The sequence below is a fragment of the Rhodoferax sp. genome (assembly GCF_018063565.1).
In the GTDB taxonomy this organism is placed as follows: domain Bacteria; phylum Pseudomonadota; class Gammaproteobacteria; order Burkholderiales; family Burkholderiaceae_C; genus Rhodoferax.
On record NZ_JAGPBB010000002.1, the window covers coordinates 29,653 to 46,170 of the forward strand.

General features: G+C 57.5%; 15 protein-coding genes. 6 read left to right on the plus strand and 9 right to left on the minus strand.

Annotated features, from left to right (window positions below; genetic code table 11):
- Positions 1 to 11: 11 nt before the first annotated feature.
- Entirely contained in the window at positions 12 to 1,397 is a 1,386-nt protein-coding gene (mpl, locus tag KBF66_RS00750) for a UDP-N-acetylmuramate:L-alanyl-gamma-D-glutamyl-meso-diaminopimelate ligase (RefSeq protein ID WP_296650479.1), read from the minus strand.
- An 87-nt stretch (positions 1,398 to 1,484) separates the two neighbouring features.
- Between mpl and KBF66_RS00755 the strand changes: the two genes are divergently transcribed.
- The 6 genes from KBF66_RS00755 (at position 1,485) to KBF66_RS00780 (ending at position 6,458) form a co-directional block, all read left to right on the plus strand.
- Positions 1,485 to 2,078 (plus strand): hypothetical protein, encoded by a 594-nt coding sequence (locus KBF66_RS00755; RefSeq protein ID WP_296650483.1) that lies wholly within the window; start codon positions 1,485 to 1,487, stop codon positions 2,076 to 2,078.
- Positions 2,075 to 2,626 carry a TlpA disulfide reductase family protein gene (locus KBF66_RS00760; RefSeq protein ID WP_296650486.1) on the plus strand — a complete coding sequence of 184 codons (552 nt, stop codon included), beginning with the start codon at positions 2,075 to 2,077 and terminating at the stop codon, positions 2,624 to 2,626. Before KBF66_RS00755 ends, KBF66_RS00760 begins: the two co-directional genes overlap by 4 nt.
- 120 nt (positions 2,627 to 2,746) lie before the next feature.
- Entirely contained in the window at positions 2,747 to 3,205 is a 459-nt protein-coding gene (accB, locus tag KBF66_RS00765) for an acetyl-CoA carboxylase biotin carboxyl carrier protein (protein WP_296650489.1), read from the plus strand.
- Between the two features lie 15 nt (positions 3,206 to 3,220).
- On the plus strand, positions 3,221 to 4,570 hold the full coding sequence (accC, locus tag KBF66_RS00770; protein ID WP_296650492.1) for an acetyl-CoA carboxylase biotin carboxylase subunit: 1,350 nt from the start codon (positions 3,221 to 3,223) through the stop codon (positions 4,568 to 4,570).
- 12 nt (positions 4,571 to 4,582) lie between these two features.
- Positions 4,583 to 5,485, plus strand: coding sequence for a 50S ribosomal protein L11 methyltransferase (gene prmA / locus KBF66_RS00775; RefSeq protein ID WP_296650495.1), 903 nt, complete (start codon positions 4,583 to 4,585; stop codon positions 5,483 to 5,485).
- A 7-nt stretch (positions 5,486 to 5,492) separates the two neighbouring features.
- Positions 5,493 to 6,458: a zinc-ribbon and DUF3426 domain-containing protein gene (locus KBF66_RS00780; RefSeq protein WP_296650498.1), complete on the plus strand. Its 966-nt coding sequence runs from the start codon at positions 5,493 to 5,495 to the stop codon at positions 6,456 to 6,458.
- A 58-nt stretch (positions 6,459 to 6,516) separates the two neighbouring features.
- Here the strand turns inward: KBF66_RS00780 and KBF66_RS00785 are convergent, their stop codons facing one another.
- The 8 genes from KBF66_RS00785 to ccsA form a co-directional block, all read right to left on the minus strand.
- Entirely contained in the window at positions 6,517 to 7,047 is a 531-nt protein-coding gene (locus KBF66_RS00785) for a histone (protein WP_296650501.1), read from the minus strand.
- A 145-nt stretch (positions 7,048 to 7,192) separates the two neighbouring features.
- Positions 7,193 to 8,386 carry a ribonucleotide-diphosphate reductase subunit beta gene (locus tag KBF66_RS00790; RefSeq protein ID WP_296650506.1) on the minus strand — a complete coding sequence of 398 codons (1,194 nt, stop codon included), beginning with the start codon at positions 8,384 to 8,386 and terminating at the stop codon, positions 7,193 to 7,195.
- A 127-nt stretch (positions 8,387 to 8,513) separates the two neighbouring features.
- Positions 8,514 to 11,429 (minus strand): ribonucleoside-diphosphate reductase subunit alpha, encoded by a 2,916-nt coding sequence (locus KBF66_RS00795; protein ID WP_296650510.1) that lies wholly within the window; start codon positions 11,427 to 11,429, stop codon positions 8,514 to 8,516.
- A 241-nt stretch (positions 11,430 to 11,670) separates the two neighbouring features.
- On the minus strand, positions 11,671 to 12,297 hold the full coding sequence (gene ampD, locus KBF66_RS00800) for a 1,6-anhydro-N-acetylmuramyl-L-alanine amidase AmpD (RefSeq protein WP_296650515.1): 627 nt from the start codon (positions 12,295 to 12,297) through the stop codon (positions 11,671 to 11,673).
- Entirely contained in the window at positions 12,290 to 13,747 is a 1,458-nt protein-coding gene (locus tag KBF66_RS00805) for a sigma-54 dependent transcriptional regulator (RefSeq protein WP_296650518.1), read from the minus strand. Before KBF66_RS00805 ends, ampD begins: the two co-directional genes overlap by 8 nt.
- Before the next feature lie 2 nt (positions 13,748 to 13,749).
- Positions 13,750 to 15,489 (minus strand): ATP-binding protein, encoded by a 1,740-nt coding sequence (locus KBF66_RS00810; protein ID WP_296650523.1) that lies wholly within the window; start codon positions 15,487 to 15,489, stop codon positions 13,750 to 13,752.
- On the minus strand, positions 15,490 to 15,717 hold the full coding sequence (locus KBF66_RS19595; RefSeq protein ID WP_365732523.1) for a PP0621 family protein: 228 nt from the start codon (positions 15,715 to 15,717) through the stop codon (positions 15,490 to 15,492).
- On the minus strand, positions 15,714 to 16,517 hold the full coding sequence (gene ccsA, locus KBF66_RS00815) for a cytochrome c biogenesis protein CcsA (protein WP_296650527.1): 804 nt from the start codon (positions 16,515 to 16,517) through the stop codon (positions 15,714 to 15,716). The genes KBF66_RS19595 and ccsA overlap by 4 nt, the downstream gene beginning before the upstream one ends.
- Position 16,518 lies beyond the last annotated feature (1 nt).

A 16,518-nucleotide genomic window follows, 5' to 3' on the forward strand; every position in this document is an offset into this window, starting at 1 on the left:
AGGTTTTACAGCTATCGTTTTTGAATTATTTCAAGCAACTTGGCGGGCATTCCGCCAAAGCCGCCATTGCTCATGCAAACAATGTGATCACCGGGACGTGCACAGCGGCCGATGTGTGCCGCCAGCGTCTCGATGTTTTCATGAACCGTCACTTTGCTGCCCATGGGTTCCAGCGCCGAGGCCACGTCCCATCCCAGACCGCCGCTATGGCAAAACGCCAGATCCGCTGACGCCAGACTCCACGGCAACTGTGATTTCATGGTGCCCAGCTTCATGGTGTTGGAGCGTGGCTCGAACACCGCCAGGATGCGTTGCTGTGGGCCCAGCGTGTGTCGCAGACCATCCAGCGTGGTGCGCATCGCTGTGGGGTGGTGTGCAAAATCGTCGTACACGGTGATTTCGCCCGCATCGGTCTTGACGCGACCACGCACCTCCATGCGCCGTTTGACGTTTTCAAATCGTGCCAATGCCGCGCAGGCATCGGCCGGCAGGACGCCCACATGCTGCGCTGCGGCAATGGCGGCCAGCGCGTTGAGCTGATTGTGGGTACCACTCAGTGACCATTGAACCCGTCCTACGCCATCACCCTGATGGATGACTTCAAAGTCATCAGCTTCACCTGCCGCGTTGAAGTCAGAGACGGTTGTGCCAAAGCTGCGTTGCTCGCTCCAGCAACCTTTGTTCAATACCCGCACCAGGCTCTCTTCGAGGTCGTTCACAATGACTCGCCCGCAGGCGGGCACCGTGCGTATCAGGTGATGGAACTGGCGCTCAATGTCGGCCAGGGTGTCAAAAATATCAGCGTGATCAAATTCGAGATTGTTCAGCACGGCGGTGCGTGGCCGGTAATGGACAAACTTGCTGCGTTTGTCGAAAAACGCAGTGTCGTACTCGTCGGCTTCAATGACAAAAGTTTTCTGTTGCCCGAGTCTGGCGGAAACGCCAAAGTTGAGCGGCACCCCACCGACCAGAAATCCGGGCGCAAGGCCGGCAGACTCAAGAATCCAGCTGGTCATGGCGGTGGTTGTGGTTTTACCGTGAGTGCCCGCCACGGCGATCACGTGGCGGCCGCGCAGAATGTGCTCCTCCAGCCATTGAGGACCACTGGTATAGGGTAAACCGGCGTCCAGAATGGCCTCCATGAGCGGGTATCGGGCGCTTCCGTCTGCCAATCGGGCGCGACTGATCACATTTCCGATCACAAAAATATCGGGTTTGAACGACAGTTGGTTGGCACTGTAACCTTCGACCAGGTCAATGCCGAGCGCGCGCAACTGCTCACTCATTGGTGGGTAGACGCCCGCGTCGCAGCCAGTAACCTTGTGGCCCGCTTCGCGCGCCAAAGCGGCCAGACCACCCATGAAGGTGCCGCAAATACCAAGAATGTGAAGATGCATGTGCCCGATTTTAGGTGTCATCGGCGGAAGGGGCGCTCACTCCATCCTCGAGCCGGACTGGCGAAAGCAAGGCAAAATGCGCCGGGAATGCACCACAGCTCTGCGAAACATGCCGCCATGGCGGCACAACTTGTTGTTGAGGAAGGGCTCGAATACGGGCCGGCCAAGCGGCGCGCGGCGAAAATGCTGGGTACGCGCGGTCGCACCGCACTGCCTGGCAATGATGAGCTGGAAGCGGCTGTGCGCGACTATATTGCGGTTTTTTGCGCCCATACCCAGCCCGCAGAGTTGCTTGCCCTGCGCAGGCTGGCTCAGATCTGGATGCAGCGATTGACGGAATTCAGGCCCCATTTGAGTGGGGCTGTCTGGCAGGGCACGGCAACCCGGCGCTCCGATATTTACCTGCAGCTGTTTTGTGATGACAGCAAAGCGGCGGAAATTGCCTTGATCGACCAAGGTGTCAAATATCAGGCGCGCAGTGTCAACGGTTTTCGTGGCGAACCGGTGCCGACCTTGAGTCTGCATGTTTTTTGTACTGATTTTCAGGAGGAGGTTGGCGTGCATCTGATGATTCATGACCACGACGATGTACGTGGCGCGTTGAAGCCGGGCGCCAATGGGCGAGCGGCGCGAGGTGATGTGCACGCGTTGCAGCGTTTGCTGGCAGGGGAGTTGGCATGAGCGGGGCGTACGCGCCGTCGTCCCGCCGTGCCTGGCTGGCGGCGGGGGTGGGTGTGGCCGTGGCTTCAGTTGGCGCTGGCCTGGTGTTGCGCCGCCAACAGCAACAGGCGCGTGCGCTGACCGAGGTGGAGCAATCCCTTTGGCAACAAAAATTTGAGCAGATCGATGGAAACCTTTTGCCGATGTCCAGATTTCAGGGGGAGTCACTGATTTTGAACTTCTGGGCCACTTGGTGCCCGCCTTGCGTTGAGGAACTTCCGTTATTGAACGCTTTTTTTCAGGAAAATCGTGAAAAGGGTTGGCAAGTGCTGGGGTTGGCCGTTGATCAAGCGATACCAGTGAAAAGGTTCCTGCAGCATTCCCCGTTGGCCTTCCCGGTGGCCCTGGCAGGCTTTGCGGGTGTTGAATTGAGCCGTTCACTGGGAAATCTCAGCGGCGGTTTGCCTTACACGGTGGTTCTAGGGCGCGCAGGCGGGGTGCAGCACCGTAAAATGGGTCGTCTCAATCCCGCCGATCTAACGGCCTGGAGTGACTTGCCGGGGCGCTAGGCCGGTATTTTTCGGGCGAGTAGAATGCGCATCCCTGTCAAGATTTTTGGCTATTTAGCTAAGAGTTGCTGCTTTTTAAGATAAATTAAGCTGTTTTTGTTACTGTTCGTTGGAGACGCCATGGACCTTAGAAAACTTAAAACCCTGATCGATCTGGTATCAGAGTCAAACGTGTCGGAACTGGAAATCACCGAAGCTGAGGGTAAGGTGCGCATTGTGAAAGGCGGAGCGATTGCACCCGTGATGTATGCTCCGGTCAATGCGCCTGTGGCCGCTGCGGCCCCGGTTGCAGCGCCCGCCGTTGTGGTCGATCCCGGGGCAACGGCAGCCGAGGTCGCTGAGTCCGGCCACCTGACCAAGTCGCCGATGGTTGGCACGTTCTACCGTTCGGCCTCACCGGGTGCCAAGTCCTTTGTGGAAGTTGGTGACGCCGTGAAGGAAGGTGACACCATTTGCATCATCGAGGCCATGAAGATCCTCAACGAGATCGAAGCAGACAAAACTGGCACCATCAAACGCATTCTGGCAGAGAACGGCCAGGCTGTTGAGTACGGCCAAGGCCTGTTCATCATTGAATGAGCTCAGGCAATATCCATGTTTAAGAAAATACTGATTGCCAACCGTGGCGAGATTGCCCTGCGTATCCAGCGTGCTTGTCGCGAACTGGGTGTCAAGGCGGTCATGGTTTACTCTGAGGCAGATCGCGAGGCCAAATACATCAAGCTGGCAGAAGAAGCGGTGTGTATCGGGCCGGCGGCATCGGGTCTGAGCTATCTGAATATGCCCGCCATCATCTCAGCCGCCGAGGTCACGGACGCGGAGGCGATCCATCCCGGCTACGGTTTTTTGAGCGAAAACGCGGACTTTGCCGAGCGGGTTGAGCGCAGTGGCTTTCAGTTCATTGGTCCTACGCCAGAGTCGATCCGCATCATGGGCGACAAGGTTTCCGCCAAACAGGCCATGATCAAGGCGGGTGTGCCTTGTGTGCCGGGTTCAGAAGGGGAACTGCCGGACGATCCGGTACAGATCAAACGGATCGCCAAGAGCATCGGTTATCCGGTCATCATCAAGGCCGCTGGCGGCGGAGGTGGGCGGGGGATGCGGGTGGTACATACCGAGGCGGCGTTGATCAACGCGGTGGCGATGACCAAGAACGAGGCAGGCGCGGCCTTTGGCAACCCTGCCGTGTACATGGAGAAGTTTCTCCAGAATCCGCGCCACATCGAGATCCAGGTTCTGGCCGACAAGTACCGCAATGCGGTGTATTTGGGCGAACGTGATTGTTCGATGCAGCGGCGTCATCAAAAAATCATCGAAGAGGCTCCTGCACCTGGCATCGTGCGCAAGATCATTGATCGCGTGGGTGACCGTTGTGTCGCCGCGTGCAAGAAAATTGGCTACCGTGGTGCCGGTACCTTCGAGTTCTTGTATGAGGATGGTGAGTTTTACTTCATCGAGATGAACACCCGGGTTCAGGTCGAGCATCCAGTCACTGAAATGACCACCGGGATTGATATCGTCAAAACCCAGATCATGGTGGCAGCAGGGGAGAAGCTACCCTTTACCCAGCGGCAGATCCAGATTCGCGGGCATGCCATTGAATGCCGCCTGAACGCGGAAGATCCGTATAAGTTCATTCCCTCGCCCGGGCGGATCACCATGTGGCATCCACCAGGCGGACCGGGTGTGCGGGTGGATTCCCATGTTTATACCAACTATTTTGTCCCCCCCAATTACGACTCAATGATTGGCAAGATCATTGTGCACGGAGACACCCGCGAGCAGGCTCTGGCGCGGATGCGCACCGCATTGGGTGAAACGGTGGTGGAAGGCATCAACACCAATATCGCGCTGCATCGGGAGTTGATGATCGATGCCAAATTCATGTCCGGAGGGACCAACATCCATTATCTGGAAGGCTGGCTGGCGGATCACCCCCGCTGAGCTTGCGGCTGTATGTACGAGTTGCGCCTGATGTGTCCCGAGGAACAGGTGGAGTGGCTCAGTGATGCGCTGGATGCCCTGGATGTCTTGAGTGTCAGCGTCGAAGACGCCGATGCGCAAACCGATGCCGAACAGGCCTTGTTCGGCGAGCCCGGGATGCCGCCTCCCAAAGACGGCTGGCAGCGCTCACGGATATTGGCCCTTTTTGCCCAGCGGGCGCAGGCGACCGACGCTTATGCACTGTTGCGGCAACAAGATCAGTTCACGGGGTGTGAGTTCCTTGGGATTGAGGAGGTTCCCGAACAGGATTGGGTGCGTCTGACGCAGTCCCAATTTGCTCCGGTTGAAATCACCCCGGATTTCTGGATTGTGCCAAGCTGGCATGAACCACCGGAACAAGCGGCGGTCGTGATACGGTTGGACCCAGGTTTGGCATTTGGCACTGGCACTCATCCGACCACGCGCATGTGTCTGCGCTGGATCGCCGGGCAAGCCCGCGCCCAACCCACCGGTGCTATCGCAGAGCGGGTTCTGGATTACGGCTGTGGCTCAGGCATCTTGGCGATTGGTGCTGCCAAGTTGGGTGCCATCGATGTGGATGCTGTGGATATTGACCCCGCTGCGCTGGATTCGGCGGTGCAGAATGCGCAAGCCAACGGGGTGAAGATTCGTACTGGAATGCCAGAACTTGCCCGTGGAGCTTACGAGCTGGTGCTGGCCAACATTCTGGCCAGTCCGCTAAAGGTTCTGGCACCCTTGCTGTGCGGGCATGTGGCTGACGGGGGTGAGCTGGTGCTGGCGGGCATACTGGATCGGCAGGAACAGGAGCTGATTGAAGCGTATGCACCGTATTGCCAATTGACGGTGGCCGATCGTGAAGATGGCTGGATTCTGATGAGCGCCCGACTCGGGTAGTGCGCACATGAGTTTGTTGACGCGCTGCCCGGCTTGTGAAACGCTTTACCGGTTGGTGCCGGATCAACTGCGAATCTCACAGGGCTGGGTCAAGTGCGGCCAGTGCTCTGAGATATTTGATGCGTCTCAGCACCTGATAGAACTTGCTCTTGAAGAAGAGGAGGCCGTTGGGAAGGAGGATGTTCCGGCTGATCCCTTGGCTGTAACTTTGCCTGCACCGGAGCGTTCAACCCCCGGCGTCGTTGAGACCATTGTCGAACCCCTTGCAGCGCAGGTTACAACCGGTTCGGCCCAGGAGAGCATACCGGTTGATGATCCGATGATCGTCGCGGTGCCGGACGCCAGTTGTGTTGTGCAACATCCAGAGATTTCGCCTGAAACAATCGGTGTATTGCCACCGGTGGATGAAGCGGTGTTGGTCGGTGCGCCAGCAACCGTTGAAGCGACCGAAGCGGTCACTTTCATGCTGGAGCCACGGACTGGACGTTTGGTTGGTGCGGCTTGGATTCGTTCCGCCTTGTGGCTCGCCTTGCTGCTGCTTTTGGCAGCTTTGCTCGGGCAGTGGTTCTATTGGGAACGCGATCGGCTTGCAGCCACCCATCCTGACTGGAAACCCTTGTTGGAGAGGTTTTGCGTGCCGATCGGTTGCTCGGTCCATGCGCTCAGACGCATCGAGGCCATTACACTGGACGCAGCGGCGTTTAACAAGCTCAACGAAGACACCTACCGGTTGGCTTTTGTCATCAAAAACCAGACGGCTCTACCGCTCGCCTTGCCCAGTGTGGAGCTGAGTCTGACGGATGTTCAGGAGCAAACCATCGTTCGACGTGTGCTGTCACGCGGCGAATTGTTTGATGTGGCGCTTGAATTGCCCACCGGTAAAGAGTACGCAATAAGCCGAATCGTGCGGATCAAGCACAGCGAACCCGGGCAGCGGATCGTGGGATACCGGCTGCTGGCGTTTTATCCCTGACCAAGCGAAATACCGGAGAGGTGATGCCCCGGCTTTGTTGCTGATCTGAGAGCCGTTGTCAGGGTTTTGTGCCGGTCGGAAAGGGCCACGCAGCTTGCGGATTAAGCTTGGTTTTGGCGGCTGGAGCTGCTTTTTTTGCAGGTGCCTTGGCCTCTTTTTTGGCTACTGGTTTTGCCGCTGCTTTTTTGGCAGGTGCCGCAGCTTGAGCTGGCGTTGCCTTGACCGCTGCTGCCTTTTTGACAGCTGCGGGCTTGGTGGCCGGCACCGCTTTTTTGGGCGCAGCGGTTGGTGCGACCGGTGCCGTGGCTTTCACCGCGACCGGTTTTTTGGCCGGTGCCGCTTTTTTGGCAGGTGCGGCCGCCTTGACTGGCGCCGCGGCCTTTACGGGTGCAGCAGGTTTGGCCGATGCAGCAGTCTTGGCTGATGCTTTGACCTTTGCTGGCGCTGCCGCCTTGGCCGCAGGCGCTGCCTTTACGGGAGCAGCGGCCTTGACCGGGGCTGTCGTCTTGGCTGGCGCAGCTTTTTTGGCGGCAGCGACTTTGGGAGCGGGAGCCGTTTTGGGAGCGGCTGGTTTTTTTGCAGTTGCCATTCAAATCTCCTTGATCAGTTAACAAAGAGCACTTCGCGCCATTCGATCAGCGCCAAGCGATTCATGCTGCTGGACTGAACCCAGCAGCATGAATGGGGTATCACAAGCGGATGACTTGTGGAATAAGGGGTGTCAGGCGGAGTTTTCAGTCCCACGATAACGCACCGCCAGACTGGTACTCAATGACACGGGTTTCAAAGAAGTTACGTTCCTTCTTCAAATCAATCATTTCACTCATCCAGGGGAACGGATTGTCCTCATTGGGAAAAAGCGCCTCCAAGCCGATTTGAGTGGCACGGCGATTGGCGATGTAACGCAGATATCCCTTGAACATCGATGCGTTCATGCCCAGCACACCACGAGGCATGGTGTCTTCCGCATAGCGGTATTCCAGGTCGACCGCCTGCTCAAAGAGAGACCGGATCTCAGCCTTGAAGGCGGGCGTCCAAAGTTGTGGATTCTCCAGTTTGAGCTGGTTGATCAGGTCGATGCCAAAGTTGCAGTGCATGGACTCATCGCGCAGGATGTACTGGTATTGTTCTGCTGCGCCCGTCATCTTGTTTTGCCGACCCAACGCCAGAATTTGGGTGAAGCCCACATAGAAGAACAATCCTTCCATAAGGCAGGCGAACACGATCAGGGATTTCAAAAGAGTCTGATCCGTTTCCGGTGTGCCAGTCTTGAACTGGGGATCCATGATGACTTCGATAAACGGCAACAGGAATTCGTCCTTGTCGCGGATGGACTTGATCTCATGATAGGCGCTGAAAATCTCGCCTTCATCGAGTCCAAGGGACTCGACGATGTACTGATAGGCGTGGGTGTGAATGGCTTCCTCAAAAGCCTGTCGCAACATGAATTGCCGACATTCCGGTGCGGTGATGTGCCGGTAGGTTCCCAGCACAATGTTGTTGGCAGCGAGCGAGTCTGCTGTGACAAAGAAACCAAGATTGCGTTTGATGATCCGGCGCTCGTCCTCGCTCAACCCGTTGGGATCTTTCCACAACGCAATGTCACGCGTCATGTTGACTTCCTGAGGCATCCAGTGGTTGGCACAGCTGGAGAGGTATTTCTCCCACGCCCATTTGTATTTAAACGGGACCAGTTGATTGACATCGGTCTTGCCATTGATGATTCGTTTGTCGGCCGCCACGACACGCCGTGATACCGACGCTTGCGTGCTGTTTTTTGCCGTGATATTGTGGGGTACTTGAGCGGTAACCCGGTCTGAGATTTGTGCCGACGGGCCATTGAACTGCTCGGCCAGCAGGGGCTTGAGCTGATCACGTGCAGAGATCGCGGTGGCGGTGGGTGTGACTTCTTCGTCCCAGGACAACATATGAATTTCCTATCGTTGGATTATCTGAGGGTGTTCAAAAAATAGATAGCATTGAAGTCTCAGTCGGTGCTCATGTTGGACACGATGTTGTGCTTGCGCATCGTCGACAGAAGCCACTCGGTATTGGCTACTGACATGACTCACAGGTAGGGTCGTCAACACCACAGAATTTCACATCGGTGGCGGGTGTGGCGGCCAATTGGTGATGCGCTGCAGCGGCGGCCAAATCCAGCGCAGACATGGTGCCTTGACCTTTTGGCTCGTTGCCAGAAGATACGGCGTTCAGTCGCCCTGCCGCCACCGTGGACTTTTCAGCATGGGTGGCCGACTGGGTGCGCAGGTAATACGTGGTCTTCAGACCACGCAACCAGGCCAGCTTGTAAGTGTCATCGAGCTTTTTGCCAGACGCACCCGACATGTAGATGTTGAGCGATTGGGCCTGATCGATCCATTTTTGTCGCCGTGAGGCGGCCTCGATCAGCCAGCGCGTCTCAATCTCAAAGGCGGTTGCGTAGAGCGCCTTGATTTCGGCTGGAACCCGGTCAATCGGTTGCAGCGAGCCATCAAAGTGTTTCAGGTCCATCACCATCACATCGTCCCATAGGCCCAGACGCTTGAGGTCGTGCACCAGATAGCTATTGATGATGGTGAACTCCCCTGAGAGGTTTGACTTGACCGACAGGTTGCCAAAACTCGGCTCTATGGATGCATCCACCCCGATGATGTTGGAGATGGTTGCTGTGGGTGCAATCGCGACACAGTTGGAGTTGCGCATGCCGTCCTGCGCGATTTTCTTGCGCAGGGCATCCCAATCCAGCCTGGTGCTGCGATCTACCTCCACATAACCGCCACGCTGCTTGGCCAGCATGTCGAGTGTGTCAAGTGGCATGACGCCCTGGTCCCACAAGGAGCCCCGATAACTTGAATACTTGCCACGCTCGCGGGCAAGTTCGGTGGATGCCCAATAGGCGTAATAGCAAATGGCCTCCATGGATTCGTCTGCAAAAGTCACGGCAGACTCGCTGGCGTATGGAATTCGCAACTGGTACAAGCTGTCCTGAAATGCCATCAGACCAAGCCCAACGGGCCGATGGCGCAGATTGGAGTCGCGCGCTTTCTTGACCGCGTAATAGTTGATGTCGATCACGTTATCGAGCATCCTCATCGCGGTGGTCACGGTCTGTTTGAGCTTCACATGGTCGATGGCACCGTCCTTGAGATGGTGCAACAAATTCACTGACCCCAAATTGCACACCGCAGTTTCGGTCCGGCTGGTGTTGAGTGTGATTTCTGTACACAGGTTGCTTGAATGCACTACCCCGGCGTGTTGCTGAGGTGAGCGGATATTGCACGCGTCTTTGAATGTGATCCAGGGATGACCGGTTTCAAACAACATGGTCAGCATCTTGCGCCACAAGTCGGTGGCAGCGAGGGTTCGCGAGGGTTGAATTTCGCCTCTCGCGGCCTTCTCTTCGTAGGCCAGGTAGGCTGTCTCGAAGGCTGTGCCAAACTTGTCATGCAGGTCTGGCACATGGTTGGGCGAAAACAGCGTCCACTGGCCCTTTTCCATCACCCGGCGCATGAACAGATCGGGAATCCAGTTGGATGTGTTCATGTCATGAGTGCGCCGCCGATCATCGCCGGTATTCTTGCGCAACTCCAGAAACTCCTCGACATCGAGGTGCCAGGTCTCGAGGTAAGTGCACACCGCGCCCTTGCGTTTGCCGCCCTGGTTGACGGCAACAGCGGTGTCGTTGACGACCTTGAGAAACGGAACCACACCTTGCGATTCGCCGTTGGTGCCTTTGATATGGCTGCCCAAAGCGCGCACCGGGGTCCAGTCATTGCCGAGCCCGCCGGCGAACTTCGACAGCAAGGCGTTTTCCTTGATGGCTTCGTAAATGCCATCCAGATCGTCTGGCACCGTTGTCAGATAGCAACTCGACAATTGGGAGCGCAAAGTTCCACTGTTGAACAAAGTGGGTGTGCTGGACATGAAGTCAAAGCGTGATAACACCTCATAGAACTCGATGGCACGTGCCTCGCGGTCAATTTCATTGAGCGCCAGTCCCATGGCAACCCGCATGAAGAAGGCTTGTGGCAGTTCGATACGGGTTTTGCCAATGTGCAAAAAGTAACGGTCATACAGAGTTTGCAAACCGAGGTAGTCAAATTGCAGGTCGCGCTCAGCCTTCAGTGCTGACGCCAGTCGGGGCAGGTCGAACTGCATCAGCTTCTCGTCGAGCAATTCGTTCTCTACCCCGCGCTGGATAAAGGGGGCGAAATAGTCCTGATACGCCTGTGCCATGTCGGACTGGGCCACATCCTGCCCCAAAACCTCTTTGGCAATGGTGTGAAACAGCAAACGTGCGGTCGCAAAGGTGTAGTCGGGATCCCGTTCAATCAACGTGCGCGCCGCCAGCACCGACGCCTTGTAGACCTCGTCCATCGGAACGCCGTCGTACAGATTGCGCATGGTTTCAGCAAGAATTGGCTGAGGTTTGACGGACTCTCCCAGTCCCTGGCAGGCATCTGTGATGATGCTGTTGAGTCGGTCCAAGTCCAACACCACACGCTCACCGTTTTCAGTAGCGTGCAAAAGCGGTGCCGCAGGTGCGGCCTGCATGGTCTTTTGCGCCCGTTCCTGTGTGCGCTTTTCACGGTACAAAACGTAAGCTCGGGCAATTTCATGGTGGCTGCCGCGCATCAGCCCCAGTTCCACCTGGTCTTGCACGTCCTCGATGTGGAATGTTCCGCCAGCAGGGCGAGAACGCATCAAGGCGCGAATGACGCCTTGCGTCAGATCTTCGACGGTTTCGCGCACGCTTGCCGAGGCTGCACCTTGTGTGCCATGCACTGCCAGAAACGCCTTCATCATGGCAACGGCGATCTTGTTGGGCTCAAACGGCACCACAGCTCCGTTGCGGCGGATGATCTGGTACTGGCTGAGTGAGACTGAGCCAGTGGGAGACAGTGGGCCAGTGGCTTCAAGATGAAGCGCGCTGAAACCCGCGGGCGTAGGTGTAGACAGGCTGTGGTGCATGGACTCTCTCGTAACGGGCGCAAAAGGGGATTTTTGGATGCTGGCCAGTACATTTGCTCGAAGCCAACGTTGCCTGCATTCGTGCAAGCTTAACACTATATCTGTGGATCAAAAGGGTGGTCAGACGCTACCCGTAGTGTTTCCTACGCGATGGCCGTGCTTCGGAAATCTGTTCCATCTCTTGATTTCATAGCGATCAACGGACGCTCTGCTTCGGATTTGAAGCGTTGGGGATGGCAAGTTAAGGGTTGGGCGACTGCGTCAGGTTGATGGCACAGGTCTTTTCTGTTAAGGGTAAACACCGATCCTCAATTTGCAGCGAAGTCTGCAATCGCGGCCAATCAAACCCTGGCCCTGGATCTGCCTTTCTACCTGGCGCAATATGCTGATGACCTGCGATATGGGCAATCGGGTAACGCTGAAAGATGGCGCGACACAAGCGACTCAGTTGTGTGTACTGGGCGTCCTCGAAGGCATCGCCTTCGAGTCCTTCAAGCTCAATGCCAATACTGTCATCGTTGCAGTTGTTGCGACCCCGGTAAAACGACTGGCCCGCATGCCATGCCCGGTCATCGCAGCTGACGAACTGCCAAAGTGCGCCATCTCGCCGGATAAAAAAATGGCTTGAGACACGCATACCCTCAATCTGCTTGTAATACGGGTGTGCGTCCCAATCCAGGCGGTTGGTAAAAAGTCGGTGGACCGCATCGCCGCCGAATTGACCGGGTGGCAGGCTGATCGAATGCAGCACCAGCAAATCAATGTTGGCATGAGCGGGTCTCGGACCAAAGTTCTCGGATGGCGATGTTGCGGCAGACAATAACCAGCCATCTTGCCAACTGGCGCGTCCAACGACCGGGTCAGGCATGTGTGTCACTGTCGTCGCCGCTTTCTGCATTGACCGGCAGATCAATCTGCAAGCGGGTGATTCGGTAACGCATTTGTCTGAGGCTGATTCCCAGGCGTGCTGCGGCAGCGGTGCGATTGAAGTTGGTGTCTTGCAGCACTTGCAGCAAGATGGCGCGCTCCAACGTGTCCAAATGCTCCTGCAAGTCGTCCGGTACAAGTGGTGCCCGAGTCGTTTCGACAGCGGTCGGTAGCGGGTTGGCGCGGGCGGTGTGATGAGGCAGCAGCGCCCCCGCCTCAAGTTGCAGACGCTGGCCGTCGCCCAGCGCGACTGCCCGGTACAGCAGATTCTCCAGTTCGCGTACGTTCCCCGGCAAGGGCAACTGAGCAAGTTGGGCTATGGCAGCAGGTGCCAGGTCGGGCACCGGTATTGCCGATTCTTCGGCAATGTGTGCCAGCAGCGCCGCACACAGCTCTGGCAGATCTTCCTTGCGCTCACGCAAGGGTGCTATCACCAGATCGATGACATTCAGACGGTAGAACAGGTCTTGCCTGAATCGGGACTCCAGCACTTCCTGAGCCAGGTTTTTGTGGGTGGCACTGACGATGCGAACATCCACCGGATCCTCCACCGTTGAACCCAGGGGGCGTATGCGACGCTCTTGTATTGCGCGCAGCAGTTTGGACTGCATCGCCAGCGGCAAGTCACCAATCTCGTCGAGAAACAGGGTGCCGCCACGGGCAGCCTGGAAAAAACCTTCCCGATCCTGTTGTGCGCCGGTGAAGGCGCCCTTTTTGACGCCAAAAAACTCAGCCTCCAGCAAGTTCTCCGGGATGGCACCACAGTTCACGGCCACCCACGGACCCTTGGCACGGTGACTGTTGGCATGAATGGCATAGGCGACAAGCTCCTTGCCGGTGCCTGATTCGCCGGTGATCATCACCGGAGCCATGCTGGCAGCCACCTTGAGGATGCGCTCTTTGGTGTTTTGCATGCATTCGGACCGACCCACCAGTTTGGCCAAGGCTCGCTGACCCAGCGCGCTGGTGCTGGTGGGTGTCATCGCTTTGCCAAACCCGGCCGCCTCTGGTGCAGCAGGTGATCCGTGTGCAGCCGTTGCAATGACATGGCGGAACTGTTTCAGATCAACGGGTTTCGTGAGGTAATCAAATGCACCTGACTTGAGGGCTTCGACCGCATTCTGGGCCGAGCCATAGGCGGTGATGACCACACTGCGCTCGGGGCGGTGCTGGGATTTGATCTCGGTGATCAGGGCCATCCCCGATCCATCGGGCAGACGCATGTCGGTGATCACCACCTCATAGTGTTGCGCGCCCAGGAAGGCACGCGCCTGCGCCAGGTCTTGTGCCGTATCCACGAGATACCCTTCGCGCAGCAGCGTCAACTCGTAGAGCGCACGCAAGTCGGGCTCATCGTCCACGACCAGAATTCTGGCGGATTTGTCAGGCATGGTCATGCTGCTTCACGTACTTGCCCCTTGTCAGTTGGGTCGATTTCGCTGGCTCTCAGTAACAGGATGAATGCATTTCCCTCACTGGCAAGTCCCTGGGCCAGCCGGGTGCTCCGGTCGTAGGCAATGCTTGCACCATGGCGCTCGCAGAGTTCACGGCAAATGTACAGCCCAAGCCCACTGGAGCGACTCTCCGATGAAAAAAACGGCTCAAACAGATGCTGCTCAACCGATGGTTCCAGCGCGACCCCTTTGCTCCAGACGCACAGCCTGACCTGCCGCTGAGACGTGTAGGCGTCGCTAACGTCCACACTGACCTGGATGCTGTCGGGTGCCTGTTGGGTGTAGCGTCTGGCGTTATCAAGCAAGTTGAACAATACGCGGCGCAGGTGTTCAGGGTCAAACGTCACATGGATGGCATCGGCGGGCAACCGGACTTGCAATTCCGGTCCAACCCGGTTTTGCGTCTTCCAGTCCTGGCAAAACCTCTGCATATTCTCGCAAAGCGCCAGTGGCTGTGTGTACTCTTGGGACTGAGCTGACCCAACATGTGCCAAGTTCAATACATCGTGCACAATTTTCTCAAGTCGCTGCGCGTTTTGCGCCACCATACCGGACAGTCGCAATTGCGCCGTGTCGTGCAACTCCTCCGAAAGCAGGGCGTTGGCCTGCGTGATGGCGGCCAGCGGGTTGCGAATTTCATGCGCCACTGCCGCCGACATGCGCCCCATGCTCGCCAACTTCTCTGAGCGGATCCGCGCCTGAATCTCCCGCTGGTCCTGCAAAAATACCACACACAGTTGCTGGGCATGTCGGTCTTGCGGGGGGGTCAACTGCGTCCGAACGCGGAGCTGGCGCGACCCCTGGTTGCCATAACGGATTGAAATATCGTCTTGTTGTGCCTGCCTCTGACCAAAACAGGTTGCAATGACTCGAAACAGGGCTTGCCAGTCTGGTTGGGCGTTGAGGTTGAGCTCGGTGTCCGGCATCCATCGGCTGATCCCCAGCAAGCGCTGTGCGGCCGGGTTGGCCGATCTCAGTTGTCCCTGTGCATCCACCACCAGAACCGCATCAGCGAGCGACTCGATCACCAGCTCGTTGACCTGGCGCTGTACTTCAGCGGCCAGCTGATTGTGCTGCGCTCGCTGTTCCACCCGCGCCAGACGTGAGGCCATTTGGCTGGCAATGAACGAAACAGCAAAACACGCGGCACCGGTCAGGGCAGCCTGCAGAAAAAAAGTGCTGTTGTCGCCTTCGGTCGACGCCAGCAGTGACTGCCACCCTGCATAGGCAAAAAGCAACAAAGTCACACCGGCGGCAGCTGCCAAAGCCAACAGTTCGGAGCCCAAAACACTGGCCATCAGCACAGGAAGTGCCAGCAACGGGGTGTAGTTGATGCCGGAGTTTTGAACAATCTGCAGCGCAGCAAAGGTAATGACATCCACCCCGACGGTTGGTGCCCATTGACCATCGATTCGGGCACTGAGCCGCTGCGGCTGGGCCAGCACCCGTACCATCAGCGCCGCCATCACATAGGCCAGGCAGATCAACAAGGGCCAACGGTTTGGCGTGCTGGACATCAGGTAAATGCCCGTGTGCAACAGCGTAAAGGTCAAGCCAAGCGCAACCCGGCCGGTCATAAAGCCAAGCCAAAGGCGTTCAAACTCCTGAGTTGCGCCATCCGGTGCTCCACCCGAGGCCGTCGCCGTCAGCCAGGACGGCATCACGGGATGCAAGCGCATTCAGGGTTCCCGCTGGTGCAAGTGTGCGTCACTGCAGTAAGCCCCATTTTTGCCAAGAACAAGTTCGCCCTCTGGTACATGCACACCGCAAAGAGAACAGCGGGTCATGTTGATCGGTTCCGAGTCACTTTGGGGCGGCGGGTCGGCAGAGCGCTGATCGGCTGGCAGGCGGTTGCGCCATAGCCATACCACCCCGATTACTGCAACCAGCACCAACAGCAACTTCACAGGCTTCGCCCCAGGATGACTTCGAGGACAAAACGGGAACCCGCATAAGCCAGCAGCAGCAGACCCGATCCGATATAGAGCACCCGTACCGCGCGACGCCCGCGCCAGCCAAAACGGGCACGGCCAATCAGCAGCGCCGCAAAAGTCAGCCAGGACAGCACCGAGAAAGCGGCTTTATGGTCCCACTTGAGCGCATGGGGATTGCCGTAAAGCTGGGTGCCAAAGAAAAAGCCGGCCAGCAGGGTGGCCGATAGAAGAACAAAACCGACACCCACAAAGCGGAAGGTCAGACGTTCCATGGTCAACAAAGGCAGACCGGTATGGGCATCGGCGGCCCGGCGTATGCGTACCTCGGCTCGGGTCATCAGCCAGGCATGCACCACGGCGACGGCAAAAAGCCCATAAGATGCGATACCCAAGGCCCAATGCAATGGCAACCAGCCTGAGGCGGCCGTGTGCAGCAAACTACCCGGAAACAGCAGTCCCAGCAAAACTGCGCCGGCACCCACACCAGCCAATAACCATGGCGTGCGCAGTTGCGGGTAGACGTGACTCTCAACCGCATACACCAGACCCACCAGCCACGCCGTGACCGACAACGCGGGCGCGAAACCAAATCGTGGCTCGGCACCCCACAGGCTCGAAACCAGCAGCAACCCGTGCAACCCCCAGGCGAGCCAGACCGCCAGCCGTGACAGTGTCTGGCTGGAACGGGCAGCACCCGTGGCTGCCGCCGCATAGGCTGCGGCTGCCCCAAGGGCAAGCGTCAGCGTCAAAGGAGAGGCACTGGCTAAAATCATG

Excerpts from the sequence above, each read along its gene's own strand:
- ampD (WP_296650515.1), bottom strand. The coding sequence starts at position 12,297 with ATGCCTGACCCGGTCGTTGGACGCGCCAGTTGGCAAGATGGCTGGTTA.
- accB (WP_296650489.1), top strand. The coding sequence starts at position 2,747 with ATGGACCTTAGAAAACTTAAAACCCTGATCGATCTGGTATCAGAGTCA.
- KBF66_RS00760 (WP_296650486.1), top strand. The coding sequence starts at position 2,075 with ATGAGCGGGGCGTACGCGCCGTCGTCCCGCCGTGCCTGGCTGGCGGCG.
- KBF66_RS00780 (WP_296650498.1), top strand. The coding sequence starts at position 5,493 with ATGAGTTTGTTGACGCGCTGCCCGGCTTGTGAAACGCTTTACCGGTTG.
- KBF66_RS00755 (WP_296650483.1), top strand. The coding sequence starts at position 1,485 with ATGCACCACAGCTCTGCGAAACATGCCGCCATGGCGGCACAACTTGTT.
- prmA (WP_296650495.1), top strand. The coding sequence starts at position 4,583 with ATGTACGAGTTGCGCCTGATGTGTCCCGAGGAACAGGTGGAGTGGCTC.
- mpl (WP_296650479.1), bottom strand. The coding sequence starts at position 1,397 with ATGCATCTTCACATTCTTGGTATTTGCGGCACCTTCATGGGTGGTCTG.
- ccsA (WP_296650527.1), bottom strand. The coding sequence starts at position 16,517 with ATGATTTTAGCCAGTGCCTCTCCTTTGACGCTGACGCTTGCCCTTGGG.
- KBF66_RS00805 (WP_296650518.1), bottom strand. The coding sequence starts at position 13,747 with ATGCCTGACAAATCCGCCAGAATTCTGGTCGTGGACGATGAGCCCGAC.
- KBF66_RS00790 (WP_296650506.1), bottom strand. The coding sequence starts at position 8,386 with ATGTTGTCCTGGGACGAAGAAGTCACACCCACCGCCACCGCGATCTCT.
- KBF66_RS00785 (WP_296650501.1), bottom strand. The coding sequence starts at position 7,047 with ATGGCAACTGCAAAAAAACCAGCCGCTCCCAAAACGGCTCCCGCTCCC.
- KBF66_RS00795 (WP_296650510.1), bottom strand. The coding sequence starts at position 11,429 with ATGCACCACAGCCTGTCTACACCTACGCCCGCGGGTTTCAGCGCGCTT.
- KBF66_RS00810 (WP_296650523.1), bottom strand. The coding sequence starts at position 15,489 with ATGCGCTTGCATCCCGTGATGCCGTCCTGGCTGACGGCGACGGCCTCG.
- accC (WP_296650492.1), top strand. The coding sequence starts at position 3,221 with ATGTTTAAGAAAATACTGATTGCCAACCGTGGCGAGATTGCCCTGCGT.